The organism is Chryseobacterium viscerum (assembly GCF_002899945.2).
GTDB classification, from domain to species: Bacteria; Bacteroidota; Bacteroidia; order Flavobacteriales; family Weeksellaceae; genus Chryseobacterium; species Chryseobacterium viscerum.
Window position 1 is genome coordinate 127,548 of the sequence record NZ_PPEG02000008.1, and the last position, 26,673, is coordinate 154,220.

General features: G+C 36.8%; 25 protein-coding genes. 14 read left to right on the forward strand and 11 right to left on the reverse strand.

Annotated elements, in window-relative coordinates:
* Positions 1–396: 396 nt before the first annotated feature.
* From C1634_RS18660 to C1634_RS18675, 4 genes are all read right to left on the reverse strand, one after another.
* Complete coding sequence (locus tag C1634_RS18660) at positions 397–2,538, reverse strand: DEAD/DEAH box helicase (protein WP_109738928.1); 2,142 nt, start codon at positions 2,536–2,538, stop codon at positions 397–399.
* A complete protein-coding gene (locus C1634_RS18665; RefSeq protein ID WP_109738929.1) occupies positions 2,535–3,851 on the reverse strand; it encodes an ATP-binding protein in 1,317 nt (438 codons plus the stop codon). The genes C1634_RS18660 and C1634_RS18665 overlap by 4 nt, the downstream gene beginning before the upstream one ends.
* Entirely contained in the window at positions 3,844–5,316 is a 1,473-nt protein-coding gene (locus C1634_RS18670) for a tellurite resistance TerB C-terminal domain-containing protein (protein ID WP_109738930.1), read from the reverse strand. The genes C1634_RS18665 and C1634_RS18670 overlap by 8 nt, the downstream gene beginning before the upstream one ends.
* A gap of 231 nt (positions 5,317–5,547) precedes the next feature.
* Complete coding sequence (locus tag C1634_RS18675) at positions 5,548–6,174, reverse strand: chloramphenicol acetyltransferase (protein ID WP_103235361.1); 627 nt, start codon at positions 6,172–6,174, stop codon at positions 5,548–5,550.
* A 222-nt stretch (positions 6,175–6,396) separates the two neighbouring features.
* Between C1634_RS18675 and C1634_RS18680 the strand changes: the two genes are divergently transcribed.
* The 4 genes from C1634_RS18680 (at position 6,397) to C1634_RS18695 (ending at position 9,490) form a co-directional block, all read left to right on the forward strand.
* Positions 6,397–7,245, forward strand: coding sequence for an NAD(P)-dependent oxidoreductase (locus C1634_RS18680; protein ID WP_103235362.1), 849 nt, complete (start codon positions 6,397–6,399; stop codon positions 7,243–7,245).
* A 2-nt stretch (positions 7,246–7,247) separates the two neighbouring features.
* A complete protein-coding gene (locus C1634_RS18685; protein ID WP_165835360.1) occupies positions 7,248–7,703 on the forward strand; it encodes a PPC domain-containing DNA-binding protein in 456 nt (151 codons plus the stop codon).
* A 48-nt stretch (positions 7,704–7,751) separates the two neighbouring features.
* On the forward strand, positions 7,752–8,336 hold the full coding sequence (locus C1634_RS18690; RefSeq protein WP_109738931.1) for a Crp/Fnr family transcriptional regulator: 585 nt from the start codon (positions 7,752–7,754) through the stop codon (positions 8,334–8,336).
* An 86-nt stretch (positions 8,337–8,422) separates the two neighbouring features.
* Positions 8,423–9,490: an SDR family oxidoreductase gene (locus C1634_RS18695; protein WP_103234575.1), complete on the forward strand. Its 1,068-nt coding sequence runs from the start codon at positions 8,423–8,425 to the stop codon at positions 9,488–9,490.
* 223 nt (positions 9,491–9,713) lie between these two features.
* On the opposite strand, the gene C1634_RS18700 is transcribed toward C1634_RS18695, so the two are convergent.
* The 3 genes from C1634_RS18700 to C1634_RS18710 are packed head-to-tail and all read right to left on the reverse strand — an operon-like array spanning position 9,714 to position 11,731.
* Entirely contained in the window at positions 9,714–10,517 is an 804-nt protein-coding gene (locus tag C1634_RS18700) for a helix-turn-helix domain-containing protein (RefSeq protein WP_109738932.1), read from the reverse strand.
* A gap of 18 nt (positions 10,518–10,535) precedes the next feature.
* Positions 10,536–10,937 (reverse strand): GlcG/HbpS family heme-binding protein, encoded by a 402-nt coding sequence (locus C1634_RS18705; protein WP_103234576.1) that lies wholly within the window; start codon positions 10,935–10,937, stop codon positions 10,536–10,538.
* A gap of 5 nt (positions 10,938–10,942) precedes the next feature.
* Positions 10,943–11,731 (reverse strand): SDR family oxidoreductase, encoded by a 789-nt coding sequence (locus C1634_RS18710; protein WP_109738933.1) that lies wholly within the window; start codon positions 11,729–11,731, stop codon positions 10,943–10,945.
* Positions 11,732–11,933: 202 nt separating this feature from the next.
* Between C1634_RS18710 and C1634_RS18715 the strand changes: the two genes are divergently transcribed.
* From C1634_RS18715 to pdeM, 6 genes are all read left to right on the forward strand, one after another.
* Positions 11,934–13,382: a S41 family peptidase gene (locus C1634_RS18715; RefSeq protein ID WP_103234572.1), complete on the forward strand. Its 1,449-nt coding sequence runs from the start codon at positions 11,934–11,936 to the stop codon at positions 13,380–13,382.
* Between the two features lie 230 nt (positions 13,383–13,612).
* Positions 13,613–14,635 (forward strand): ligase-associated DNA damage response exonuclease, encoded by a 1,023-nt coding sequence (locus C1634_RS18720; RefSeq protein WP_103234571.1) that lies wholly within the window; start codon positions 13,613–13,615, stop codon positions 14,633–14,635.
* Positions 14,632–16,212, forward strand: a complete 1,581-nt coding sequence (locus C1634_RS18725) for an ATP-dependent DNA ligase (RefSeq protein WP_103234570.1) — start codon at positions 14,632–14,634, stop codon at positions 16,210–16,212. Before C1634_RS18720 ends, C1634_RS18725 begins: the two co-directional genes overlap by 4 nt.
* A gap of 2 nt (positions 16,213–16,214) precedes the next feature.
* Entirely contained in the window at positions 16,215–18,665 is a 2,451-nt protein-coding gene (locus C1634_RS18730; protein WP_109738934.1) for a ligase-associated DNA damage response DEXH box helicase, read from the forward strand.
* Positions 18,666–18,814: 149 nt separating this feature from the next.
* Entirely contained in the window at positions 18,815–19,417 is a 603-nt protein-coding gene (locus C1634_RS18735) for a 2,3-bisphosphoglycerate-dependent phosphoglycerate mutase (RefSeq protein WP_185145147.1), read from the forward strand.
* 49 nt (positions 19,418–19,466) lie between these two features.
* Positions 19,467–20,111 (forward strand): ligase-associated DNA damage response endonuclease PdeM, encoded by a 645-nt coding sequence (pdeM, locus tag C1634_RS18740; RefSeq protein ID WP_109738935.1) that lies wholly within the window; start codon positions 19,467–19,469, stop codon positions 20,109–20,111.
* A 4-nt stretch (positions 20,112–20,115) separates the two neighbouring features.
* Here the strand turns inward: pdeM and C1634_RS18745 are convergent, their stop codons facing one another.
* Positions 20,116–20,964 (reverse strand): GLPGLI family protein, encoded by an 849-nt coding sequence (locus C1634_RS18745; protein WP_103234650.1) that lies wholly within the window; start codon positions 20,962–20,964, stop codon positions 20,116–20,118.
* A 470-nt stretch (positions 20,965–21,434) separates the two neighbouring features.
* Positions 21,435–22,652, reverse strand: a complete 1,218-nt coding sequence (locus C1634_RS18755; protein ID WP_109738936.1) for an MFS transporter — start codon at positions 22,650–22,652, stop codon at positions 21,435–21,437.
* Positions 22,653–22,801: 149 nt separating this feature from the next.
* Between C1634_RS18755 and C1634_RS18760 the strand changes: the two genes are divergently transcribed.
* The 4 genes from C1634_RS18760 to C1634_RS18775 all read left to right on the forward strand — a co-directional run bounded on the left by C1634_RS18760 (position 22,802) and on the right by C1634_RS18775 (position 24,579).
* A complete protein-coding gene (locus C1634_RS18760; RefSeq protein ID WP_109738937.1) occupies positions 22,802–23,392 on the forward strand; it encodes a TetR/AcrR family transcriptional regulator in 591 nt (196 codons plus the stop codon).
* 70 nt (positions 23,393–23,462) lie between these two features.
* Positions 23,463–23,921, forward strand: a complete 459-nt coding sequence (locus C1634_RS18765; protein WP_103234646.1) for a hypothetical protein — start codon at positions 23,463–23,465, stop codon at positions 23,919–23,921.
* A 2-nt stretch (positions 23,922–23,923) separates the two neighbouring features.
* Positions 23,924–24,226, forward strand: coding sequence for a DUF3817 domain-containing protein (locus tag C1634_RS18770; protein ID WP_109738938.1), 303 nt, complete (start codon positions 23,924–23,926; stop codon positions 24,224–24,226).
* The gene (locus C1634_RS18775; protein WP_103234637.1) at positions 24,223–24,579 is read left to right on the forward strand and encodes a rhodanese-like domain-containing protein; all 357 of its coding nucleotides are present in this window, start codon (positions 24,223–24,225) and stop codon (positions 24,577–24,579) included. The genes C1634_RS18770 and C1634_RS18775 overlap by 4 nt, the downstream gene beginning before the upstream one ends.
* A 42-nt stretch (positions 24,580–24,621) precedes the next feature.
* Here the strand turns inward: C1634_RS18775 and C1634_RS18780 are convergent, their stop codons facing one another.
* Positions 24,622–25,575: a nitrilase family protein gene (locus C1634_RS18780; RefSeq protein WP_103234636.1), complete on the reverse strand. Its 954-nt coding sequence runs from the start codon at positions 25,573–25,575 to the stop codon at positions 24,622–24,624.
* Positions 25,576–25,641: 66 nt separating this feature from the next.
* Complete coding sequence (locus C1634_RS18785) at positions 25,642–26,439, reverse strand: helix-turn-helix domain-containing protein (protein ID WP_109738939.1); 798 nt, start codon at positions 26,437–26,439, stop codon at positions 25,642–25,644.
* Positions 26,440–26,673 lie beyond the last annotated feature (234 nt).

The following is a 26,673-nucleotide window of genomic DNA, read 5'->3' on the forward strand; positions in this document are numbered from 1 at the left end:
ATGATTTACAACACCTATTTATTTTTAACAAATGGTGAATGTAGAAAATCACATGTATGAATTTCGTTTTAATTTTATATAGACAAAGAAAGAAAAAATGATTAAAATTTTGTTAAAACTGTATACCACATAGATACCACGTTACGCCCTAAACAAAATATCATAACGGCTTTTATCAGCCTGTTTCCAATTATCAGCTTTGCTATTTTAATTATTGTAAATGTAAAGGCTTCCTACGTTTACTTTTTATGATCTCGATCAATGTTTTGGGCTTAATATAAACATAGTTGTGACCAATGAATAGAAATAGATAAGTAAGAATAGTAAAACAGATGAAAAAGGATTCTTTAAAAGAAAAAAAGCCGGATTTATTTTAAATCCGGCTTTCCAATATAATTATTGATTATTTTCTATAAGTTTCAAATCTTTGAGATAGGCATGACAGCCTTCAAAATCGAAATATTTTTCCTTCAAAACTTTTACCTGATAGTTTACAGGAAGATACTTTCCCCACTTAGAAAAGTCGATGATTTGGGGACTGTTTTCTAATAAATCGGTCAGAATTTCATCTATATTCTGACCTATATCAGAACGGGCTAAGGCTGTTTTTAGCTCTTCTGCGGTATGGTCTTCTATTTCAAAGGAGCTGTCTTTATCATCCAGTGTACTTTCTATCTTCAACCCATCCAATAGTAATTTTAAGGTTCTGTTGATCTTTGAACTTGTAAAAGAATAGAAAGTCAGCTTTTCGTTATGATCCAATAATGGTCTCTCCTTTTTGAAATCATTGATGGTAAACGAAGAAAATTCACTTCGCAAAAGAAGAATGATTTGCTGGGCAGCCTCGTCCAGAAAGTCGTATTGCTCTTTTGACATAAGAATCTCAAGCATCTTTTCCCTGATCTGATAAGCAGTATCTGCAGCATCTCCAGAAAACTTAGGCTTTTTCCCGTCTTTAGCAGGGAGCACTTCTATTTTTTTCGTTTGATAATCAATATCCTTTATGCTCCATATTTTAGCAGAGAGATAAATATTTTCATTCTCTCTTATCTGTGGGGATAGAGGCAGTTCTCCGATTTTCACTCCGCCGCTGGAAACTTTAAAAAATACAGGCGTATCAAAAAGGCTGTAAAAATCTTTATTGTTTACCACTTCCTCTCCTTCCATTCCAATGATGAGTTCGTGACCTAATTTTTCAAAAAAATCAATACTTGTAAGATATCTGATCACGTCTTCTGTTTCTTCAGTACTGATATTTGAAAATGTTGAATTTCCAGCAATTTCATCTAGAAGCTGAGTCATAGAAACCCCTGAAGACCCCTTCACAATAGACAAAAGCTGATGAACCAACACATCATAAGGTTTTTTGTTTACAGAAACCGGTTCTATGTATTGTTCCTGATAGAGCATCCAGCAGGCCAAAGACTGCAATAAACTCCAAGGTTCTGTAGCATAGAGAAACAGATTGCTCGCTTTCCCCTCTCTTCTCCCGCTTCTTCCTACTCTTTGAATTAAAGAAGCAATACTGTGAGTAGCATCAATCTGTACCACATCATCTACATTTCCAATATCAATTCCAAGTTCCAGCGTTGAAGTACAGGAAATACAGAAGTTCTGTAACGTAGAATTTTTAGCAAAAAACTCAACATATTCACGGACTTCCTTGTCTACAGAAGAGTGATGTGAAAAATAATTCTTGTGACCGCCTACTTTCTCTGAAATCTGCTTCAGTTTCACGGCTACTTCTTCCACTCTTCCGCGGGCATTCGGAAATATTAAAACTTTACGATCTCTGGTCCTGATGTACAGATCTTTTAATAAGGGTAATGGCAGTTCTTCAACAGAGCCTGCAAAATATTTAAATAAGACATTAATCGGCTTGGGAGTAGTGTCTCTGATGACTTTTGTACGGTCCGTATCTCCAAGAAATTCTTTCAGTTCAATGTATTGACTCGCATCACTTACGGTAGCCGAAAGTCCTACAATACTGAATTTCTTGATGTTGATCTTTTGAAGGCGGTTCAGTAAGGACTGCAGATGAGTTCCCCTGTCTGAGCCTAAAAAAGAATGAATTTCATCAATAACAATATATTCCAAAGTAGAAAACAGATGGTGTAGATTATAAGGCTTATTCACAAACATGGCTTCCAGAGACTCCGGAGTGATGAGAACAATACCTTCCGGGCTTTTCAGAAGGCGGTCTTTGGCACCTTTAGAAGCTTCACCATGCCATTTCGTAACAGGAACGTCCAGATATTCACAAAGGCTTTCCACCCGAAGAAACTGGTCGTTGATCAAAGCAATCAGAGGTGAAATATAGAGAACTTTCACACCCGGTTCTTTAAAATTAACCTTGGATAAAATAGGCAGAAAAGCAGCCTCAGTTTTCCCTGAAGCTGTTCTGGATATTAAAATATAATTGTTGTCAGTAGAAATAATCCTTTGGATAGAAGCCTCCTGAATAGGTCTCAGGCTCTCCCATTTTTTATCCCGGATATATTTTCTGATGGGTTCAGAAAGCAGATTGAAGGCTGTCATAGTTCTTCAATACTGTCTAACAGAATAAGATCACTCGGCCTTTCGTCTGCGATTTCAATTTCCCCGAAAAGCCTTCTTTTATCCACTTCCGGATTTTGTCTGATGATATTAAGGATATTCAAAAAGTCTCTGATCACTTCTCTTGGGGTCAGGAATTCTGCAGCACCAGGTTTGTTGAAAATTTCTTCCATAAAAGCAGAAATTTCTTCATCCGTAATATTCAGTTCTGTTTTATAATTAAAATCAAAGATGAGCTTCAGTTTTTTAAGCAGCACAAAAATTTCATTATGATTCAGAGGCATCAGTTTGATCACAGGCTGTGCAAAATCACGAAGCTCAGTGGTTTCAAATTTATTGGATTCTAGTCTTGTTTTTAAAGCCTGATAGCTGAAAAGTCCTCTCCTTTCGTTTTCCAGAAATTCTTTTGTCCCGGCAAAATTGATAAAAAGATTGGCCACTTTCCCCTGGAAACAGTCATTATAAATAGATAAGATTTTTTCATAGTTTTTATCACGGGTAGCCGTAACAGAGATCTTATAGAGATTGATGGCTTCATCCAGATTGATCATAAAACCACTGTAGCCCATGCTTACAAAAAGCTTACAGAAGTTTTTGAGCATGTCATAATAATTAGAGTCATTGATAATCTCCCTGATTCCGAGGTCTTGTCTGGCTTCCGTTTTCGTGCTGTATTCGCCTTTCAGCCACTTCAAAGCATTTCTGCGCAAGAGCTCATCTCCTTTGATATAGCCTTCATAGTATTTTACAATAGCAGACCCGAAATCAAAACCGCCAACTTCTGTAATCTCGTTTACCGTTTTCATAATAGAATTCTGAATCAGACTGAGATACTGATCATTTCGGATGTCTATCAGAGAAATATGGTTTTCCTCTGCTGTTTTTACAATCACCTGCTCAATCCATTTTTCAAGTAAAGTCTGCAAAGCTCCGCCTTCCGGCTTCGTCTGGATCGCAATATTATCCATAATAGCAGAATATAGGATCACGCTTTTCCCGTCATTGGAATAAAGCCTGTTATCGGGTGTAAAATCGGCATTGGCAACCACAAACTTCTGTTTTAAAGCCACAGTATTCAAAAGATGGAGCATAAAAGATTTTCCGCTACCGAAATCTCCGATCCAGAATTTTACAAGACTGAGGCCGTTTTTAACGTCTTCCAGAGAGCTGATAAAAGCATGTATTTCTTCAGATCTTCCTACCGTAATATGTTGTACTCCTATTTTCGGAACGACTCCGCTTATCAGTGAATTGATAATGGAAGTTGCTTCTTTAGGTTTAATATTGTCAATCATTGTTTAAAAGTTTTTGGTAATAATTTGTGTTAATAATAAAATATTCATCTTCTTCCTCGATGAGAATATCATCAAGGGTCTCAAAACAGCATTCATTAATAGAATCTACGGTAGAGCCCATAAACAGGCCTTTTGTTTTGATAAAATCCTGAAGATCTTCCTGAAGTATATTGAAGCTGTGTTTTTCAAATAAGTCAAGGATATCCTTTTGAATATCTGTTAAATGAAGCTCATCACTATATTTGGAAGTTTGAAGTTCCGTAACCTGCTGTGCCATATTTATTGTTAACGCTTTCGGATCAGCTGTTTCTTCCGTTTTTAAGGAAGTAACTTCTTCTTCACTTTCGTCATTCAGAATCTGCCCCAAAATAGTTGCCGTTTCGGAATGCTGTGCCTGGATATTTTTGATGGCTTCATGATCAATCGTGATTTTCTTTCTTTTAGGAAGATAAAGCTGATTGGCTTTTTCAAGGGCTAGATTAAGGTTTCTGCCGGCAATAAATTCATTCAGGATATTTTCAAAATCAGAAATCAGCTCCTCTGTTGGAAATAGATTTTTCTGGATATTTTTGGGGAAATCTCTTTTGTCAAATTTGGGAGAGTTCAGATCCTTTTCCAGATAATGGATATAAAGTCTTAATGCAGAACTTTTATCGTGTTCCGCTACAAATTTTGAAGCTTCAAAAAACAAAGCATCCACAGACGGATTTTTAATATTGACCTCAGAAAGTCTGAAAATTTCTCTTTCAAATGCCAATGGATTGGAATAATCATCCCTGATCAGATCAAATTTTGTCTTCCAGCGGTTGGTGTTATTCTCATTGAGGATAATATTGGTTTTGTAATCGGCATCAAGTATCTGATGGTGATTTTCTGCCAGGAAAACATCAAGCTTTGAAACAATCTTTTTATTGTACTGGTGAAGAATATCCGGATCATTATAATTAAAATCAGTATTGATTTTCCTTTTAATACCATACACTTCACGGACCGTATTTTCACATAATTTCAAAATATGATTGAAAATTTCTGCTTGTACAGACTGATATGTGTAATTGTAATTCAGACTGTCTTTTTTATAGTTATACCGGAGGCAGACAATGATCTCCGAAAGCTCATCAATGACGGTCGGATAGGATTTGTTAACGGGAATACATTTCTGATAAAGGTATTCAATAGACCTCAAGAATTGCTTTATGATCTGTATTTTACAATAGTCAATCTCATTGAAAATATTTCCGGTAAAAGACATTCTATCCAGCATGGCTGACTGGTCTTCAGTAAGACTGAGTTTTCTGCTGTATTTTTTTCCTATTTTCCAGGAATCCGGATCATAAGATCTGTTCTGATTCTCGGGAGAGTTCCCGGAAGCAGATTCAGTTCCAAAATCAATTGGGCTGTCCGATTGTCCGGAAACATCAATAATAAAAGAATCTGTATCGGATGAAAATTGATCGTTCGGCATAATATCATCAGGATTAATACAATTGAGTTATTGGTTAATTAGTTCTTTTGATCGTAAAATCAATTTCCTAATATAGTAATATATTGACTCAAATGTATTGAAGATTTGAAAATATTCTTTACGGTTTCCCGTAATGAAAGAACGAGAATTTATAAGAGTAAATATATTAATAAGCTTACTTACTTTTATTCACTCTTACCCCCTCCAATCCTCAAGCGCTGCAACGATCTGCTATTGATCAAGTTGTTTCTGAAACTCTTCCAGGTATTTTGCAAGATGAAGCCCGTCGGCCAGCCCATGATGCGCTTCAATAGAAACCGGAAGGTATTTTCTCCCCTCACGGATATTAAATCTTCCAAAAGCAATTTTTGGGATCGATTCTGTTGTATTAAAGTCTGTAGGATGTAAAATTGCACTGAACGAGTTCCATGGAATCGTGGTATGTCTTACATGGTCTTTCCCCAGTCTTTCATTCCTTATCCTCAATCCTGAAGTCTCATGTACCCCTTTTATTTCTTCCTGCAAAGCAGCATTAAACGTTTCAAAATCTTCTGAAAAACGGGTAAACGAAAATCCGAAAGTTCCATCCGGTCTTCCGATTGTACTGCCGGCATGCACCGTATCAAACTGTACAACCTGTCCATCTATAATTCTGAGTTTTAATTCGTCAACAGTATTGATCGCTGCCATCGATTTGTGAAAATAATAGGCAAAAAATGAATACCCTTTTTCTTTAGCTGTATCATACGCTTTTGTGCAGTCTACTTCTGTAGTAAATCCAAAATATGGGCTTGCCATACCGGAAAAAAATTCAAAATGCTCCTTTCTGTTCCATTTTTCAAGGTCTACGATCTTCATTGATTTTTATTTTGGTGCAAATTTCTGAAAGTTTCTCCAGTTTTAAAAGTTTCTGATAGAAAATATAATTAAAACTTAACGTTATAAAGTTCCTATTTGGTAGATATTTTGCTTAAAAATAGAGGTATTTTGAAATCTCATTCATTATACCTGATACTAAATTCCTTCTTATTGAAGATATTTACACACTAAAAGACTTAATTCATCATAAAATAGAAAAATATGGCAATAGAAAAAATCGGATTCATCGGATTAGGAAATATGGGACATCCTATGGCCAAAAATCTTGAAAAAGCGGGCTTTCCGCTTTCCGTTTACAACAGATCATCTGAAAAAGCCAAAGATTTTGAAGAAAAATCTACAGTCTGCACCCAAATTAAAGACCTGGTAGAAAACAGTGATATTATATTCACAATGCTCACCAATGACACTGCTGTGAAAGCAGTTTATGAGGAGATTCTGGCTTTGGATATTCAGGGAAAGCTCTTTATAGATATGAGTACCATTTCTCCCGAAGCTTCCAAAGAAACAGCCACATCTTTGAAGATAAAAGAAGCCTCATTTATTGATGCTCCTGTAGCAGGAAGTACGGCACCTGCACAAGAAGGAACATTGATCATTATGGCTGGCGGCGTAGAAGAAAGCATACAGCGTGCTATGCCCTATCTGCTGAAGATGGGAAAATCTGTGAAACATTTGGGTGACAATGGAAAAGGAATTGCGGGAAAACTGTCTATCAATTATTTCTTAGCAACCATTTATCAGGGATTGGCAGAGACCGTTTTACTGGCCGGAAAATTAGGAATTGAACGATCAGATATGCTCGAAATAATCAATGAAAGTGCCAGTGGAAGCGGTGCTACCAAGGTAAAAACACCTATGCTGACTGCAGATCAGTATGCCCCGGCATTTGCGCTTGATCTTATGCTGAAAGATATTCTTCTTGCTAAAAATGCAGGAGCTGATTTTCCTCTGTCTGAAACCCTGATTCAAACTTATCAAAATGCTCATGATAAAGGCTTTGGGCAGGATGATGTCATAGGAATTATTAATTATTTAAAACAAAGCTAAGTATGGAGATCATCAATTGTAAAGGAAACCATTGGTCTGCAAGAAAGGCAGGGCAAATCTATGTGGTAAGTCTCGACAATCATTCCAATATCGTGGAAACTTTAACGGATTTTATTCAGAACCAAAATATTCAGGCTGGAGAAGTGACAGGAATCGGTGCTGTAAGTGAAGCAACACTTCGTTTCTTTAATCCGGCAACCAAAAAATATGTTGATAAAACTTTTAAAGAACAGATGGAAGTCACCAATATTTCCGGAAACATCTCTGAAATAGAGGGCAAGCTTATGCCTCATCTGCACATTACGTTGGGAAGAGAAGATTACACCGCTTTGGCAGGTCATCTTTTGGAAGCAAAAATTCAGGGAGCAGCAGAATTTATTTTTTATCCATTAGAAACCAGAATCGTAAAAATTAAAAACGAAGAAATAGGAATCAATCTTTATGATTTTGAAAAATAAGATTCAGCTTGCTGTTGAAAGTAGTATTTTTGATAAAATATTTATTTAATGTTTGAGGTCCTTCTTTCCCATATTGAGAATAAGGTTGATATTACAGAAGAGCAAAAAAGTCAGCTTCAATCTTTTTTTACTCTTAAAAAGCTTCGTAAAAAACAATATCTGCTTCAGGAAGGAGATATCTGCAAATCTTTGTCTTTTGTAAGCAAAGGCCTTCTGAAGTCTTATTTTCTGGATGAAAAAGGAAATGAGAATATCAATATGTTTGCCTTTGAAGGCTGGTGGATCTCGGACTTCAACAGCTTCATCAATCAGGAAAAATCGGTCCTGAATATTGATGCTATAGAAGAAACCGAAGTCCTGATGATCACTTTAGAAGATTATGAAAAAATGATGCTGGAAATTCCTGTTATGGACCGTTATTTCAGAATTTTATATCAAAACAGCCTCGTTACGAAAGATTACAGACTTATTGTTTCCAACAGCTACACGGCTGAAGAAAAATATCTTCAACTCACTCAGAAGAATCCTGAAATGATCAAAAGAGTTCCCCACAATCTTATTGCCTCTTATCTTGGACTTGCTCCGGAAACCGTGAGCAGGATCCGTAAAAAGAATTCCCTGAATAACACTTGATCCAGATCAACTCAAACGCATGATCCACATCAAGGATAAAAGCCTGTTTCCGTCCATAATTTTGTACAAGAAATTTTACAATACTTATGGAAAATATTGCATTGGTAGTAGGCGCTACCGGAATTACAGGAAGTAACCTTGCCGAAGAATTGATCGCTCAAGGCTGGACCACCTATGGCTTATCCAGAAACCCCAACAACAATACCCCGGGTCTTCGTCCTGTAAAGGCAGATCTTTTGAATGAACAAAGCCTTACTGAAGCACTGGAAGGGATCTCTCCTACCCACATTTACTTTACGACATGGATGCGTAACGATACTGAAGAAGAAAATATCCTTGTCAACAGCAAGCTGGTAAGAAATTTATTAAATGTTTTGTCTCCTAAAAAATCAGTGAAGCATGTGGCTTTGGTTACAGGGCTTAAACATTATTTAGGACCATTTGAGGCTTATGCTAAAGAAGGTATTTTACCTGAAACACCCGTAAGAGAAGAGCATCCAAGGCTTCCGCTTCCCAACTTCTATTATGCACAGGAAGACGAAGTGTACAAAGCTTCCGAAAGAGATGGCTTCACTTGGAGCATTCACAGGCCTCACACCGTTGTTGGATATGCCATTGGAAACCTGATGAATATCGCAACCACATTGGCCGTATATGCGAGCATCTGTAAGGAAACCGGAAGAAAATTCATCTGGCCGGGATCAGAAGCACAATGGAACGGAGTTTCGGATGTAACGGATGCCAGAATATTGGCGGCACAATTGGTGTGGGCTTCTACTACAGAATCCGCAAAGAATCAGGCATTCAATATCACGAATGGAGACGTTTTCCGATGGAAATGGCTATGGATAAGGCTGGCAGACTGGTTCGGTGTAGAAGCGGAAGGCTTCAATGGTACTATAAGATCTCTTGAAAAAGAACTGGAAAACGATCACCATATTTGGTCAGAAATAGCAGAAAAATATAACCTTAAAGAAAGCAATCTTGGTCGTTTGTCGTCAGCATGGCATACCGATCTGGATCTGGGAAGACCTTTGGAAGTGATGTGTGATATGTCTAAAAGCAGAAAATTGGGCTTCACAGCATATATCAGTACAGAAGATTCTTTTACCGATGTTTTTGAAAGATTAAGATCAGAAAATATGATCCCTTAATAATATATAGGAAAACGCAAAGACGTAGGAAAATCATAAATGATTGATAGATTCTCGCAGATGTTGCGGTTAATCAACAAGCTTTTTGAAATATTCAGTGTTCAATTTTATCGGAGATAAAATCCTTGCGACTTACAATCATCACATTGTAAAACCTTTCTTTCGTCTTTGCGTTTCTAATATTTAAGTTATAATATAATTTGTGTTTTTTTATGGTTAAAAGTTATACTTCCGTTGTAGTTACACCAAACTTCTTTTTGAAAGAAGAATAAAAATGGGATAAATTCTCAAAGCCCAGATCAAGATAAATATCTGAAGGCTTTTTATCTCTGTTTTTAATTAAATAATACGCTTCTTTCAATCTTTTCTCTTTCAGCCATTGCTTGGGTGTCATCTCAAATGTTTTATTAAAGTCTCTCTTAAAACCCGAAAGACTACGACCTGTAAGCCGTGCAAAAGCATCTACCGATACATTGAACATAAAGTTCTTATTCATAAACTCCTTAAGATCAATTTTATAAGGCTCAGAAAAATCAAAAAGGAGATTTTTAAGATCAGGATTACTCAGCAAAAGGAGTTCGATGGCTTCTTTCACCTTTAAAGCCGCTAATTTCGGAGGAATTTCCTGTGTTTTATGAATGTAAGGAATAAGAGAAGCAAAATAGCTTTCAAAAAAATCATTGGGCTCAAAAAACAACCGCTGATTTCCTGGAAAATTAGTACTTACAGCGATTCTGTTTTCAGTGGCATACTGTCTCAGTGTTTCATCATCCAATGTGATGGAGATAAACTGATACTTTTCATGAGCTGAAGGATATTTAATCGTTCTGATCAGTTGATTTTTCCTGACCAGGACCACTGTATTTTCTTTGATCACTGTTTTACCCTGTTCATGAAAAGCATGAGTTTCCCCGGATATCTGAAATCCAAGAAAATGGTCCGGAATAAACTCCTCATAGCCTCTATAAGATTCAAAAGCACATGAATAAACCAGTTTGTCGAATATGATTTCAGAAGTGTTTTCCATAGTACAAATATCTGAAATTTAAGCAATAACCTGAGCGCCTGCCCCGGCAATTTCTTTATCCTGCTCAGGAGTTCCGCCTGATGAACCTATAGCACCAATGATCCTACCTTCTGCATTCTTAAGGACAACACCGCCAGCAATCGTCAGAAGTCCATCATTGGAATTCAGCATTCCGTAACCATGAATACCGGTTTCTGAGATGATTCCTCCCATCAGATCACTATCTACTCCGAACATGACTGCTTTTTTTGCTTTTTTAATGGCAAAATCAATCACTCCGTAGACACTGTCCAGTCTTGCCAATGCAACCAGATGTCCTCCAGCATCTACCACGGCGATACTCACAGGAATATTCATAGATAATGCCTTTTCTTTGGCTGCATGTAAGGCTTTTTCGGCAACATTATAATTCAATTCCATAATATTTAGCTTTTTGAGGTCCATGCATCTGCCTGAAGCTGTTTTACAAAATCTTCAGTTTCTTTTGGATGTACATTTCTGAAATGACTCTCATCATCTAAAGCTACATTCACAATCACGTCTGCCATAGACTGTGGATCAAGCTGGTGGGCTAAAGATTCTGCCGCTCCGTCAAAAGCGGATTCCGGAGTGAAGTTAATTTTCGGATCATACCAATGGAAAATAGAATCTACTCCCCTGTCATTAAATCCTGTTCCAAATACACCTGGGTTGCAGGTTGCAATTTTGATATTAAACGGAGCAAGTTCTGTTCTCAATCCTTCAGCGATAGATTCCAATGCATGTTTTGAAGCACAATAAGCAGCCACATACGGAACCGTCCATAAACCTCCCATTGAAGAGGTAAAAACAATTTTACCCTTCTTTTTTTCAACAAACTTTTTGATAAAACCCTGGGCAAGGTTCAATGCACCAAACACATTCACATCAAACATGGAACGGATAATATCAACAGGCTGTTCAGCAATCGGACCACCTTCCATGATTCCGGCATTGCTGATTAAAATATCTATTTCATACTTTTTTAGGATATAATCAATATCTCTTTGGCTGGTTACATCCAGTTTATCCACCGTAAGGTCAATATTCTGTTCTTTAGCTTCACGGATTAAATCACTCATCTGAGGATAGACCTGTGCAGTAGCAATTACTGTATGTCCTTTTCTAGCAAGATCAAAAGCAGCAATTTTTCCGAATCCGCTTGCTGCACCTGTAATTAAAATTGTTTTACTCATTGTATTCTTTTTTTAATGATGGTACAAATTTCAAAGATTTCAAGAAGGTCGATATTGGCTGAACGTTCATTTTTATATTGCTGAAAAGTTCAGATCATGCATTAACAAGAGTTTTTATTTTAATTAAATAGCCTTTTAAATCATAAAAAAATAGAATTATCATTAAATTTGTACCCCTTACAATAAAACTAAAAACCAACGTATGCTTAAAATTAAAGCACTTCTTCTCATTTTTATATCCTCTTCTTCTTTTAGCTTTGCTCAAAACTGTAATTGTGAAAGCAATTATCAATGGGTAAAAAAAACATTCGAGGAAAATGATGCCGGATTTCAATATGTGATCGATAAAAAAGGACTCCCAGCTTATCAGGCCCATAACAATGACTTTCTGAATAAAATAAAAAATGTAAAATCGGATACTGAATGTACTCAGACTATTTATGAATGGCTTAAGTTTTTCCGATCCGGCCATCTCTCCATTTCAAGAATTGAAAAGAATAATCAGCAGGCTCAACCTGCAGCTGATGAAAATCTGAAAACAGAAATGGTAAAAGTAGATCTTGAAAAGTTTAAAAAAGAAGCGGTATCCAAGAAAGATTCTGATATTGAAGGGATTTGGGAAACCGAACCTTATACGATAGGAATTAAAAAATTTGGAGATGTCTATAAAGGCTTTATTATCAAATCGGGAGCTGAAAACTGGAAGCCCTATGAATTAAAACTGACTCTTAATGCTGATAAAACAAAAGGAACGTATTATGTAAGAAACAAATCCGGTCAGGAAATAACCATCATCAGATTTATTGGAAAAAATCATCTTGAAATCAATGATTTTACCTTGAAAAGAATCTCTCCAACATTTGAAAGAGAAGAAGGAATTGAGACTCACTTTGAAGCCACAATGGCAGAAAAACCTTTTTTGAAAGAGATTAACAAAAGCACCCTACTCTTAAGAATTCCGTCCTTCAAGGGTCCTTTTAAAAAAGATATAGACAGCGTTATTACAGCCAATCAGGCGAAAATTGAAAGTACGGAAAACCTTATTATTGATATTAGAAATAACGGTGGCGGAAGTGATAATAGTTTTGCCAAAATTATCCCATACCTCTATACAAATCCTATCAGAAGCATTAGAACACAGTTTTATTCTACAAAACTGAATAACCAAAGAATGCTTGATTTCTATGAGAATTACCAAAAATATGGGATCTCTGCAGATTCCAGAGACTATCTAAAAAAGTCTTATGATAAACTCAGTCAGAATCTTGGTAAATTTGTAAGCCTGCAGGAAGACGGAAGTATGGTGGAGATCAAAAAAATGGATAAAATCCTGCCTTATCCAAAGAATGTAGGAATTATCATCAACAACGGAAACGGCAGTACTGCAGAAGAATTCTTACTGGCAGCCAAACAAAGCAAGAAAGTGAAGCTTTTTGGAATAACCACTGCAGGTGTTTTGGATATCTCCAATATGTATTATGTGATTTCCCCTTGCAACGAATTTAAACTGGGCTATTCCCTATCCAAAAGCTTCCGTATTCCGGATATGGCCATTGACGGAAAAGGAATTCAACCGGATTATTTCATCGACAAAACAATTCCTGATTATCAATGGATTGATTTTGTAAATGATGTCCTGAATGAAAAATAATATACAGAAGCTGTTTCGAATAGAAGCAGCTTTTTTTATGCTTTAAAATCTTCTTGTAATCCTTCCTTTCATTGTTTAAATGCTATAGGATATCAATAGAAATAGTCTTTAGCCCATTTAATCTTTAAAATATTCCATCGGCTTTACCCAAAGCCTAAGATAAAAAAATAAACAGTTTGTTGTAAATTGGTTAAGTTTTTGAAGCTTATTCCACAAAACCTGTCACACCATTGAAATTAATCACATTTACAAAAAAAGGAATTTACTGTCCGCTGGGGAAATTTTATATAGATCCCTGGAGGCCTGTAGATCTGGCGGTTATTACCCATGGCCACGCTGATCATGCCCGTTGGGGAATGAAAAAATACCTTTGCCACCATTTCACGAAACCTATTCTCCATCAAAGAATAGGCATGGATATCGAATGCCAGAGTCTGGAATATGGAGAAATTGTGACCATCAATGGAGTAAAGCTTTCGCTTCATCCTGCCGGACATATTATTGGTTCCGCACAGATCAGGCTTGAATATAAAGGATATGTGACCGTCATTTCAGGGGATTATAAAGTTCAGGATGATGGGTTGAGTACTCCTTTCGAACTGGTAAAATGCAATGAATTTGTTACGGAAAGTACTTTTGGGCTGCCTATTTACAACTGGCTTGAAGTTCCGGATTTAAATAAAAAGCTTCAGAATTGGGTACTGAAGAATAAGGAAAATAATAAAACATCTGTATTCATCGGATATTCTTTAGGAAAGGCCCAGCGTATCATGAAGGCGGTAGAGGGCCTGGGGAAAATATACGTACACTATTCCATCGGAAAACTGAATGAAGCCTTTGAAACAGTAGGAATCAACCTTCCGGACTATACCATTGCAGATTTCAGGGAACGTTCCAAAGAGGTGGAACATGAAATTGTCATTGTTCCTCCGGCTTTACTCGACAGTAATATCATCAAAAAAATTCCTGATCCAGCTACCGCAATATGTTCCGGCTGGATGCAGGTTCGCGGTGCCAGAAGATGGCGCAGTGCAGATGCAGGTTTTGCAATGAGTGACCATGCGGATTGGAAAGGATTATTGCAGACTGTAAAAGCTACAGAAGCAGAACTCGTACATGTAACGCACGGACAGACGGAAGTATTTTCAAAATACCTGAATGAAATAGGAATCAAGGCAGATGTTGTGGAAACCTTATTTGGTGAAGATGAAGAAGAATCTGAAAAAGAAACCATTGAAAATCCGGAATCATGAGACATTTTGCAGACCTTATCAATGCGTTGGAAACCACCAATAAGACCAATGCTAAAATTGATGCTATCATTGATTATCTGGAACGTGCTCCGGATGAAGATAAAGTATGGTTTATTGCTTTGTTTACCGGGAAAAGACCCAAAAGAAACGTCAATACCAATTATATGAAAGAATGGGCTCTGGAAATTACCGGGCTCCCCTTCTGGCTGTTTCAGGAATCTTATTCTTCTGTAGGAGATCTTGGAGAAACACTATCATTGATTCTTCCGCCTCCACAGGAAAAAATAGAACGTACCTTATCAGAATGGATGAATGATATTGTTGGTTTGAAAGGCAAAACAGATTCAGAAAAGAAAGAATTTGTCTTAAACTCATGGAATGGTTTAGATTACACTGAACGTTTGATTTTCAATAAATTAATTGGCGGAAGTTTTCGCATCGGGGTCTCAGATAAAACATTAATCAATGCACTGACCAAATTTTCCGGTCAGGAATCGAGTGCGCTGATGCATAGTCTAATGGGAAAATGGCTGCCTGATGAGGTCTCATTCAAAGAACTTATAGATGCTGAAAATGTGAATCCTGATAATTCAAAACCTTATCCCTTCTGTCTTGCCTATCCTTTGGAAAAAGTACCTGCAGAACTGGGAAATCCTGATGAATGGCTGGTAGAATACAAATGGGATGGAATACGCGGACAGATCATCCGGAGAAACGACGAGGTTTTCATCTGGTCGAGAGGTGAAGAACTGGTCACAGAACAATTTCCAGAAGTCACAGAAGTGGTAAAAGCGATGAAAGGCAACTTTGTCATAGATGGAGAAATACTTGCGGTAAAAGACAGTAAGGTTTTAAATTTTAATGAATTACAAAAAAGATTAAACAGGAAAACTTTAACTAAAAAAATGTTATCGGAAATTCCGATAGAAGTCTTTGCCTATGACTTACTGGAACTTGAAGATCATGATCTGAGAGAAAAACCCATCTCTGCAAGAAGGGCTTTGCTTGAAGAATTATTATTAAATGAAAATCCCCAAAATATAAGCCTTTCCAACAGTCTGGATTTTGAAAAATGGGAAGAACTGGATTCGCTTCGTGAAAATTCAAGAGCTGTAAACAGTGAAGGTTTGATGCTCAAACAAAAAAACTCACCCTATCATTCCGGCCGGAAAAAAGGCGACTGGTGGAAGTGGAAAATCAATCCGTTTACCATTGATGCAGTCCTTATTTATGCCCAGAAAGGAAGTGGCAGACGAAGTGCTTATTATACCGATTATACTTTTGCCGTGAAAAACGGAGATGCTTTGGTGACCATCGCCAAAGCCTATTCCGGATTGACGGATAAGGAAATCATGGAAGTGAGCCGGTTTGTTACCAAAAATGCCATTGAGAAATTTGGACCTGTGAGAACGGTAAAAGCAGAGCTCGTCTTTGAAATTGCTTTTGAAGGCATTGGCTTCAGCAACCGTCATAAAAGTGGTGTTGCGCTCCGTTTTCCAAGAATTGTAAGATGGCGGAAAGATAAAACGGTAGATGAAATTGACAACCTTGAAGAAATCAAAAAATTAATACAATAAAATTGACAGCTTTTGAACATACCGACGGATTGAAGATCATTCAGCAATGGATGACCGATAAAGGTATTGCTCCTTTTAAATTTCAGCTGGAAACCTGGAAGAAATTTGGAAATGGTTACAGCGGAATGGTAGTAGCTCCTACTGGTTTCGGAAAAACTTTTTCTGTATTTTTAGCATTGGTCTCAGACTTCCTGAATCACCCTGAACAATACAAAAAAGGGCTGAAAATGATCTGGATTACCCCATTGCGGTCTTTATCCAAAGATATTGCGAAAGCCATGCAGGAAGCGATTGATGAAATTGGACTTGATTGGGCCGTAGGCGTAAGAAACGGAGATACCGATCCGAAAGTACGACAACAGCAGATAAAGAAAATGCCTGAAATTCTCGTTGTCACTCCCGAAAGTCTTCATCTGCTTTTGGCTCAGAAAAATAATGAAACCTTTTTCAGGGATATGAAATGTGTTGCTGTGGACGAATGGCATGAATTATTAGGTTCAAAGCGCGGTGTCATGGTAGAACTGGGGATTTCCCAGCTTAGAAAATATGTTCCCAAGATAAAAATATGGGGCATTACCGCAACCATTGGAAACCTTGATGAAGCCATGGACGTTCTTATTCCTTATGATATAAAAAAGACAAAAATTACAGCCAGAGAACACAAAAAGATAGATATTATCCCTGTTTTTCCGAACGAGATTGAAATATTACCGTGGGCAGGACATCTTGGAAACAAGCTTGCCGATAAAGTCGTCCCGATTATTCTGGAGTCAAAATCTACAATTGTTTTTACCAATACCAGGAGCCAGAGTGAAATGTGGTATCAGCTTCTGTTGGATGCTTATCCTGATTTTGCAGGTCAGATCGCTATCCATCACAGTTCCATTGATGCCCATTTGAGAATCTGGATTGAAGAAAATTTAAGTTCCGGCAAATTAAAAGCTGTGGTTTCTACCTCATCTCTTGATCTAGGAATTGATTTTAAACCTGTTGATACCATTATTCAAATCGGGTCTGCCAAAGGTGTTGCACGTTTTCTGCAAAGAGCCGGACGTAGCGGGCACTCCCCTTTTGAAACCTCCAGAATTTATTGTGTTCCAACCCATTCTCTGGAACTGATTGAAGTTTCAGCTTTAAAAGAAGCCGTAAAACAGAAAGTTGTTGAGCCTAGAGAACCACAGGTATTATGTTTCGATGTGCTGGTTCAGTTTCTGATGACATTGGCTGTGGGTGATGGTTTTTATCCTGATGAACTGTACGAAAGAATTAAAAAAGTATATGCCTTTCAGGAAATTCTGGATGAAGAATGGAAAAGTATCCTGGAATTTCTTACTATTGGCGGAAGTGTTCTGAAAAGCTATGAAGAATTCCATAAGATCGTCATTATGGAAGACGGGCTTTATAAAGTAACTTCAAGAAAAATTGCCATGCTTCACCGGATGAATATGGGCGTGATTGTAAGTGATGCCATGCTGAAAGTGAAATTTATTTCCGGAGGATATATCGGAATGATTGAAGAATATTTTATTTCAAAACTGAAAAAAGAGGAAAAATTCATTCTGGCGGGCCGTACCCTGGAAGTTGCCATGATCAAAGATATGACGGTCTATGTAAGAGCAGCAAAAGGAAGGGCTTTGGTACCGAGTTACCTGGGAGGAAGACTGCCTTTAAGTTCCAATCTGGGACATTTTTTAAGAGAAAAACTTTCACATGCTTTAAATCCTAAAGCTTCGGAAAAAGAACTTAAATTTCTGCATCCTCTGCTCGCCAATCAGGAAGAAAACTCCCATATCCCAACAGAAAATGAATTTCTGGTGGAAATGATCAAAAATCGTGAAGGATATCATGTTTTTATGTATCCTTTTGAAGGCCGTCTGGTACATGAAGTGATGGCAGCGCTGATTGCCTATCGTATTTCCAAACTGGCGCCTATTTCCTTTTCGATGGCGATGAATGATTACGGATTTGAGCTGTTCAGTGATAAAGAAATTCCTTTGAATGAAGATAATCTGCAGCAGATATTAACCCGAGAAAACCTCATGAATGATGTGATTGCCAGTATCAATTCTGCTGAAATGGCGAGAAGAAAATTCAGGGATATTGCTGTGATTTCAGGAATGGTTATTCAAAACTATGCAGGACAGCAGCGCTCCAACAAATCTTTACAAAGTTCTGCCGGACTTATTTTTAAAGTTCTGGAAGACCACGACTCTAATCATTTTTTAGTAAAACAAGCCTATACGGAAGTCTTTAATATGCAACTTCAGGAACAACGGCTTGTAGAAGCTTTTAAAAGGATTGAAAAGTCTGAAATTATTTTAAAACATTCCCGTTCTTTTACTCCGCTCAGCTTCCCGATTAAAGTAGACAGTCTGAGGCAGACACTTTCGAGTGAAGGGCTGGATGCAAGAATTAAAAGAATGCTGAAATTATCCAATATCACTGATATCTGATAGATCAATCAACATATTTTTCAATGAATTTACCTGTCATTTTAATCTTATTCTTAGCCTAATATTCTAAGTTAATTTTCTTGATAAATTTAAATAATCATCGTACCTTAGAGTATACCTTCTTAGAAGTATAAAATAAAATTTAAATAATGGAAAAGTTGTTCTTAGTCCGTCACGGACAATCACTCTGGAATCTGGAAAACAGATTTACAGGCTGGAAGGATATCGATATAACAGAAGCTGGTATTGAAGAAGCAAGAAAAGCAGGCCTTTCTTTACAAGGAGAAAAAATAGATATAGCTTTCACTTCTGCACTCATCAGAGCACAGCATACCCTCTCTATCATTCTGAATGAAATAGGAAATCCCAATATTCCGGTCGTTATGGATAAAGCATTAAACGAACGTTCTTATGGAAATCTTGAAGGATTAAACAAAGCAGAAACTGCATTGAAATACGGTGATGAACAGGTTCATACCTGGCGCAGATCCTATGACGTGGTTCCTCCCGGAGGAGAAAGTCTTAAAGATACCTACAACAGGGTAATTCCTTATTTTGAAAGTCAGATAAGACCGCTATTAAAGCAGGGAGAAAATGTATTGATCGTTGCTCATGGAAACAGCCTGCGTGCTTTGATTATGTATCTGGAACACCTGTCTCCTGAGGAAATTTTAGAAAGAGAAATTGCAACCGGCATTCCTCTTACTTACGTTTTTGATGAAAAGTTTCATGTAAGCCGGAAGGTCAGCTGATGCAATTAATATAACTCAATAAGTCTATTCAAATTTTCAATTATAAAACGTGTTTATAGCAACCAAAAGCATTTCTATCCAAAACGAAACTTTCATTCTGACCAATCAGCGTGCGGCATTCTGGGAAAGAGAAAAAGCATTGATCCTTTCTGATCTTCACATCGGAAAAACGGCTCATTTCCGTAAAAATGGTATCGCATTAGCGAATCATATTATGAAAAGCGACCTGGAAAGATTATCCGCTCTGATTGAATATTTTCAGCCTGAAAAATTCATTGTGGTTGGAGATCTGCTTCATGCCGGAGACAATTCTGATGTGGACGAATTCTGTACATGGAAAAGCCAATATCCCCATATACAGTTTTATCTTATTGAAGGAAATCATGACCGGATTTCAAAAGCTCTGGAGAAAAAACTATGTTTTAATAACAAAACTGAATATCTTGAAATAGAAAGCATTACCTTTATTCACGATTTTGATTCCGAAAGATCTGGATTTCAGATTACCGGGCATATTCATCCGGGAATTGTCCTGAATTCTGCTGTTAAAAACATAAGGCTTCCCTGCTTTGCTCTCAGCGATAATCAGTTATTGCTCCCAGCCTTCAGTGAATTCACAGGATTGGATACTAAAAACCTGCCTAAGAAAAGTACATTTTTTGTCTTTACCGATGCGGATATTTATGAAATTTAATAACCTAAGGGGTTAATTCGAGTGGATTTTGATATTTGCTGTTTTCCTCCCTTAATTTTTCTCTCTTTTTTAGCATTTCCTGTCCTTTTACGATAGTGGTTCCATAGCTTGCAAATACGGCAGCTGTATTCGCTTCATTATTTCTTTGTGCTTGTTTCAATTTAGATTGTGTTGTTTCTACAGCCCCGGTATATCTGCTTTTCTTGATATTGATTAATCTTCCTTTTAATTGAGAATCAGATACAGATTTTACCAGTTCAAAATCATAATCTCCCTTGTCATCCGTTATTTTTACGATCAAACCGGGTAATCCACTGAATTTCATTGGACCATACGGAAACGGAATTTCAGGGGCATACCATGCTATCCAGTTTCTTCCTTTAAAGGCTACTTCTGCTTTTTTGCAATTAATGGTATTGATTACTTTTATTTCATTCACAAGCTTCCAGTTCTTTATGACTGGCTCTTTATAGGTAAGTAATGCCATGAAAACTGAATCAAAATATTGTATATTTTCATTGGATTGTGCAATGGTAAAGTTAAAATCTGTTTTTGGAATCGCTACTCCTTTTTTCCAACCAAGACTTATACTTCCATCAGAATTATGGGTAGTTGTTCCTGAGTTTGTCATTACAGAATCGCCCTTCAGTGATACAATACTTGCAAAAAATGCATGATTATCCCCTATTTGTAATGAAAATAGCTCTTCATGTCTATTATCAATTCGTGTGTCGAATTTCGCTTTTAGCTGATACGTAAACTCTCCACGCAAAGTATCTTGTTTGGATTGAGCATAAGATAAAACACTATATAATAAAATGAATAATTGAAGTGGTTTTGGGGAATAATGCATAAAGGATATTTTATTATAAAATTATTTTTACGATCTGTTTCAGCTTTGGATCAGTCTTTAAATTTTTTATCATTGTATAATTTTGATCATCAGGAGATAAATATATACAATTAACTTAGACATAAAGAGCATTTTTTATTATGTTAAACGGCTCTATCATTGGGTAAATAAGTCCTATTTATTTTAAATAATTAAAAGAATAGCCATATGGGTTATAGATGCAGTTCACTTGTAGTGAGCAGGAAAATTTTAGTTTCAAACTTTTATTCTTTCCAATACAAAGGTTTTTAAAACAAAATAAAGGCAGATCAAAACCTACCTTTATAAAACCATCTACTTCATCATCACCGTATTGGTTCCTCTTCATTTATATACTATATACCTCTAACATTCTGGTTTTTGCTTTATCCATGTCAAGGTTTAAAATCTTGACATGGATTGATAAGTCAGATAAAACTATTAGTGAAATCTTATTTTTTCTTGCTTAAGCTGATACTGTACATGGTAATCAATACTGTAACCACCAGGAATAAAGCTCCAATCCATGGTGTACTCACCAGTCCCAAAGATGAAGTTACAATCATTCCTCCGGCATAAGATCCTATCGCAATACCAATATTGAATGCTGCAATATTGATCCCTGAAGCGACATCCTCAGTACCGGGAAGTTCTTTTTCTGCAATCTGCACCACCAATAGCTGAAGTCCCGGAACCGAAGCAAATGATAAAGCTCCTAAAAAGAAAAGGGTAACGATACTTAAAACCGGACTGCTTACCGTAAAATAAAATGCTAATAAAACCAATCCCTGTGCTGCAAACATCCATAGAAGAGCTTTCAAAGGATTTTTATTGGCTACCTTTCCACCAATCAGATTTCCCAATGCAATGGCAATTCCATAGATCAACAGGATAAATGTAACGGTAGATTCCTGAAATCCCGTGATTTTCTGTAAGATAGGTGACAGATAAGTAAAAACTACAAACGTTCCTCCATATCCTGTTGCCGTCATCAAAAAAGCAAAAATAAGACGTTTATTTCCCAGAACTTTAAACTGGCTTTTTAAAGAAGCGGACTTCCCGTTTTTCAGATTATTGGGAACCAGTAATAAGCTGGCTGCCAATCCGATGATCCCAAGAATTGAAACGCCAATGAAGGTCGCTCTCCATCCGAAATGCTGCCCGATAAAAGTACCCAGCGGAACTCCTGTTACAATGGCCAGCGTAAGTCCTGCAAACATAATAGAAATAGCGGTTGCTCTTTTTTCTTCAGGAACCAGTGATGCTGCAATGGTAGAACCAATGGAAAAATAGACCCCATGGGCAAAACCTGTTAATATCCTTGCCAAAACAAGTGTTATAAAGCCGGGAGCAATAGATGCCAATCCATTTCCGATAACAAACAGCAGCATAATGGAAACCAAAAGCATTTTACGCGGAATCTTCCCTGTTAAAGCCGTTAAAATCGGAGCTCCGATTGCTACTCCTATGGCATAAAGACTCACCAGCAATCCTGCTGAAGGAATCGTGATTCCAAGATCAGAAGCTACTGTTGGAAGCAGTCCTACAATCACAAATTCTGTAGTCCCAATCGCGAAGGCACTTATTGTGAGTGCCCATAAAGCTGCAGGAAGACCCTTTTTTATAGTCTGTGATGCAGTATTGGTCTGTATTTCTTTTTGAAAATTCATTGTCTTGTATTTTGTTGATATTGACAAGGCAAATTTCCGACGAATTATTGTATTATAAAAATTATTTAAATTGTATCAATGTATCAGAATAATGATAGTTTTATTTTTTGTTTAAATTTTGTTCCTTTGTATTATAAACAGCAGTTTTTATGAAGAAATCCGAAGCAACCCGTCTTACTATTCTCCAGAAAGCCTTTGAATTAATCTATGAGAAAGGCTTTCAGACAACGAGTATTGACGAGATTATTGCAAAAACTCAGGTCACAAAGGGTGCTTTTTATTATCATTTCAAAACTAAAGATGAAATGGGTCTTGCCATTATCACAGAACTTTTGCAAGTTACTTTCAGAAAAACTTTTATTGATACTTTACAAAACGGGCCCAATCCTCTGGAAAACATCTATCAGGTCTTCTATAATCTTCTCATGGAAAATGATTTTCTAAAGGTTGAATACGGCTGTCCTACTTCTAATTTTGTACAACAGATGGCTCCATGGCATATTGCTTTTACAGAAGCGCTGCACAAACTTTCAAAAGAATGGGAAAATGCTTTCACAGAGTGTATTGAAAAAGGCAAAGAAGCTGGATTGATCAAAAAAGAAGTAAGCGCAAGAGAAGTGAGCGTTTTTGTAATTTCAGGATATTGGGGCGTAAGAAATATGGGTAAACTTGAAAACTCAAAAGAAGTTTATCTTGTTTATTTAAAAGGACTTAAGTCTTATTTCAATACTCTTCAATAATTTTTTTGATTAAAAACATACTAATTAGTATGTTTTTGTTATACCTTTGCTTCATTCGAAAAAACAACCGATGTATCAGACTCTTACTTTTTTGCACTCCCTGACCCGCTGGCTGGTTTTATTAAGCTTACTCTATTCAATTTTCCGTTCTTTTAAAGGATGTTTTTCAGGCAGAAAATTCACCAAAACGGATGATTCAGTACGGCATTGGACCGCTACGATAGCGCATATTCAATTGATCATAGGAATGATATTTTATTTTAAAAGCCCGGTTATTCAATACTTCTGGAAGAATCTGAACGAAGCCAAAGAATCTTTTGAACATCTGTTTTTCGGATTAATCCATATTTCATTGATGATAACGGCTATTATTATCATCACGATCGGCTCTGCTTTAGCCAAACGAAAGGATTCAGATAAAGAAAAATTTAAAACGATGGGAATCTGGTTCTCCATTGCACTGATCATTATTTTCATTGCGATTCCGTGGCCTTTTTCTCCTTTTGCAAACAGACCTTATTTCAGATAATTATGATGGATTTATTTAAAACAAAGATCGGCCGGCTGAGGATTCTGGCTATTTTAGAAGGCATTTCACTGTTGAGCCTAATATGCATTGCTGTTCCCATGAAGTATGGGATGGGAAATCCTTTATTTGTAAGAATATTGGGTCCCGTTCACGGAACATTATTTCTTCTTTTCCTATTCAATACGCTGAGCGTGGGTGTAGAGCAAAACTGGAAGTTCAAAGAAGTGACATGGAAAGTGATCTTAGCCTGTTTTATTCCGTTCGGAACATTTTATATTGATAAAAAAATACTAAGCAAGCTATGAAGAGTTTCCTCATATTCTGCGGTATAGCGCTTATCTTGTATATTTCCTATAAAATTTACCGTTTCCAAACCCTAGATAACGGATTACCTGCCTTAATGAAAAAAGCAGCCGTTATTCTTGATGTAAGAACGGAAAAAGAGTTTGAAACAGGACATATTGAAGGTTCCATAAATATTTCGTTGGGAACCATCAGAGAGCGATACAGAGAACTTGATCCTGAAAAAACATACATCACCGTATGTTCTCATGGACTAAGAAGTGTAAAAGCTGAAAATATTTTAAAAGAAAGGGGCTTCAAACACATCTATAATGGCGGTGCCTGGAGCGATCTGCAGAAAACCATTAACCAATAAATGAATCTCTCCTATAGATTATACTACAGGAGAGATTGTATTTTAAACTGTTTTATCGTCAAGCCAGACCACTTTCTGCTCAGACGAATGTTCCTGCCCTATTATAGCTCCATACAATTCCGGCCTGCGGGCTTTAATATACCTATACCCTCCTGCCTGGGTAAGCTTTTCAGGAGTAATCACAGCAGATTCGAAACTGTCGTCGAAGGAACGGCATTCGGCAATGACATCACCGAAAGGATCAATAATCATGGAACATCCGTTTTTCAATTGGTCATCATCCATACCAATCGGGTTTGAAAAAACAATATAAGCTCCATTATCATAGGCTCTTGATGGTAGCCACTTCATCAGCCAGTCTCTTCCCTTCATCCCATTAAATTCCAACCGTAAAGAGGTTGGATCTGCTTCTCTGTTTTCCCAAAGTTGAGGATCTACAAAACCGGCTCCCGGCCTTGTAGAAGGCGTACACATGGTAACGTGAGGCATGAAAATAATTTCAGCACCAAGAAGTCTGGTAGCCCTCACATTTTCAATAATATTGTTATCATAGCAGATGAGAATACCACATTTCCAGCCCAAAATATCAAACACGCAATACTCATTACCGGGGGTAAGATGGGGATTGATAAAAGGATGCAATTTTCTATATTTTGCCTTCAACCCTGTTTTATCAACACATACATAGGCTTTGAATAGGTTATTATGTTCATCTTTTTCAAACAATCCGGCTAATATGACGATATCATAGCGAGCAGCAATCTCTTGTAGTTTTTGAATACTTTCTCCTTCCGGAATACGCTCTGCAACATCAAGCAGCTGTTCTTTAGAAAGTTTTCGGGCGAAAGTATAGCCTGTAATAGAGCATTCGTGGAAAACAATTACATCAGACCCTTCAGAAGCAGCTTTGCCAGCCAGCTTTTCTATGACAGAGAGGTTATAGGCTTTGTCTCCACTTTTATTTTCAAATTGTGCGGTTGAAATTTTAATATTCATTGATTTTTTTTGACAAAACTAGATCAGATCATCATCAAAAAATTGTATAAAACCGACATGAATAGTTTACAACTCGATGAAATTAACAGCCATTTTATTTTCTGTCTTCAGATATTGTTTGGGAGTAAGTCCGATATTATTTTTAAATTCCCTGATAAGGTGTGACTGGTCAGAATAGCCTGCTTCATAAGAAAGCATCGCCATATTTTTATGATCAACACCTTTATTAATAAGGCTTAAAAAGTAATGAAGGCGTATAATATTTCCATATTTTTTAGGGGTCACTCCCATATGATATTCAAACTTCCTTTCCAGGTGGCGTTCTGAATATCCTGTAAATTTTTCTAAGTCTTTGGATGATACAATACCTTTATTCTGAAGAATATATTTTTGAGTAGCCATCATAATCTGATGATCAATGCTTATTCTTTCTGATAAAAATTCGGTGAAAAAAGCATTCAGATGATTAATAATATTTGAAGGATCAACTTTATTAAAAAGCTTTTCCTGAAAGACTTCGAATCTGTTTTTTAATACATCTTCCACAGAAACAATCTGATTTTGGATCTCTTTTGCTGATGTTTTTAAAAGGATATTCAGAAAATAAGGTTGAAATACAACAGCAATCAAGGAAAATCTGCCTTTTGAAGAAAAATCTTTATATCCGTTTAATGCTCCGTAAAAAAAAGAAAGCGGCATCCGATCCTCAGAAATACCAGAATACAGTTTCATATCTCCGGATAGAATAAGTCCGGAACTTCCATCAGTAAAAAGTCTTAAACTCCTCATACTCTCCCCGGAATTTTCCAGAAAGATATAATGCCTTATAAAAGGAGCCAGATGTTTAGGAGGTGAAATCTGCATTCATCAAATTTACGTAAAACTTATTTCTAGAAAAGAATAACATCTCAATTTATGACATGCAAAAACATATATTTAAATTCTCTTGTAGATTTTGCAAATTAAGCAGATCTATACACAATTATCTGCGCAATCTGTGTGATCTGCGAAAGATAAAATTCTTGCACTTTATATAACATAGAAAACATCCTACGTCTTTGCGATTTCCAAAAAAATAAAACAAATCCATTTCAGGTA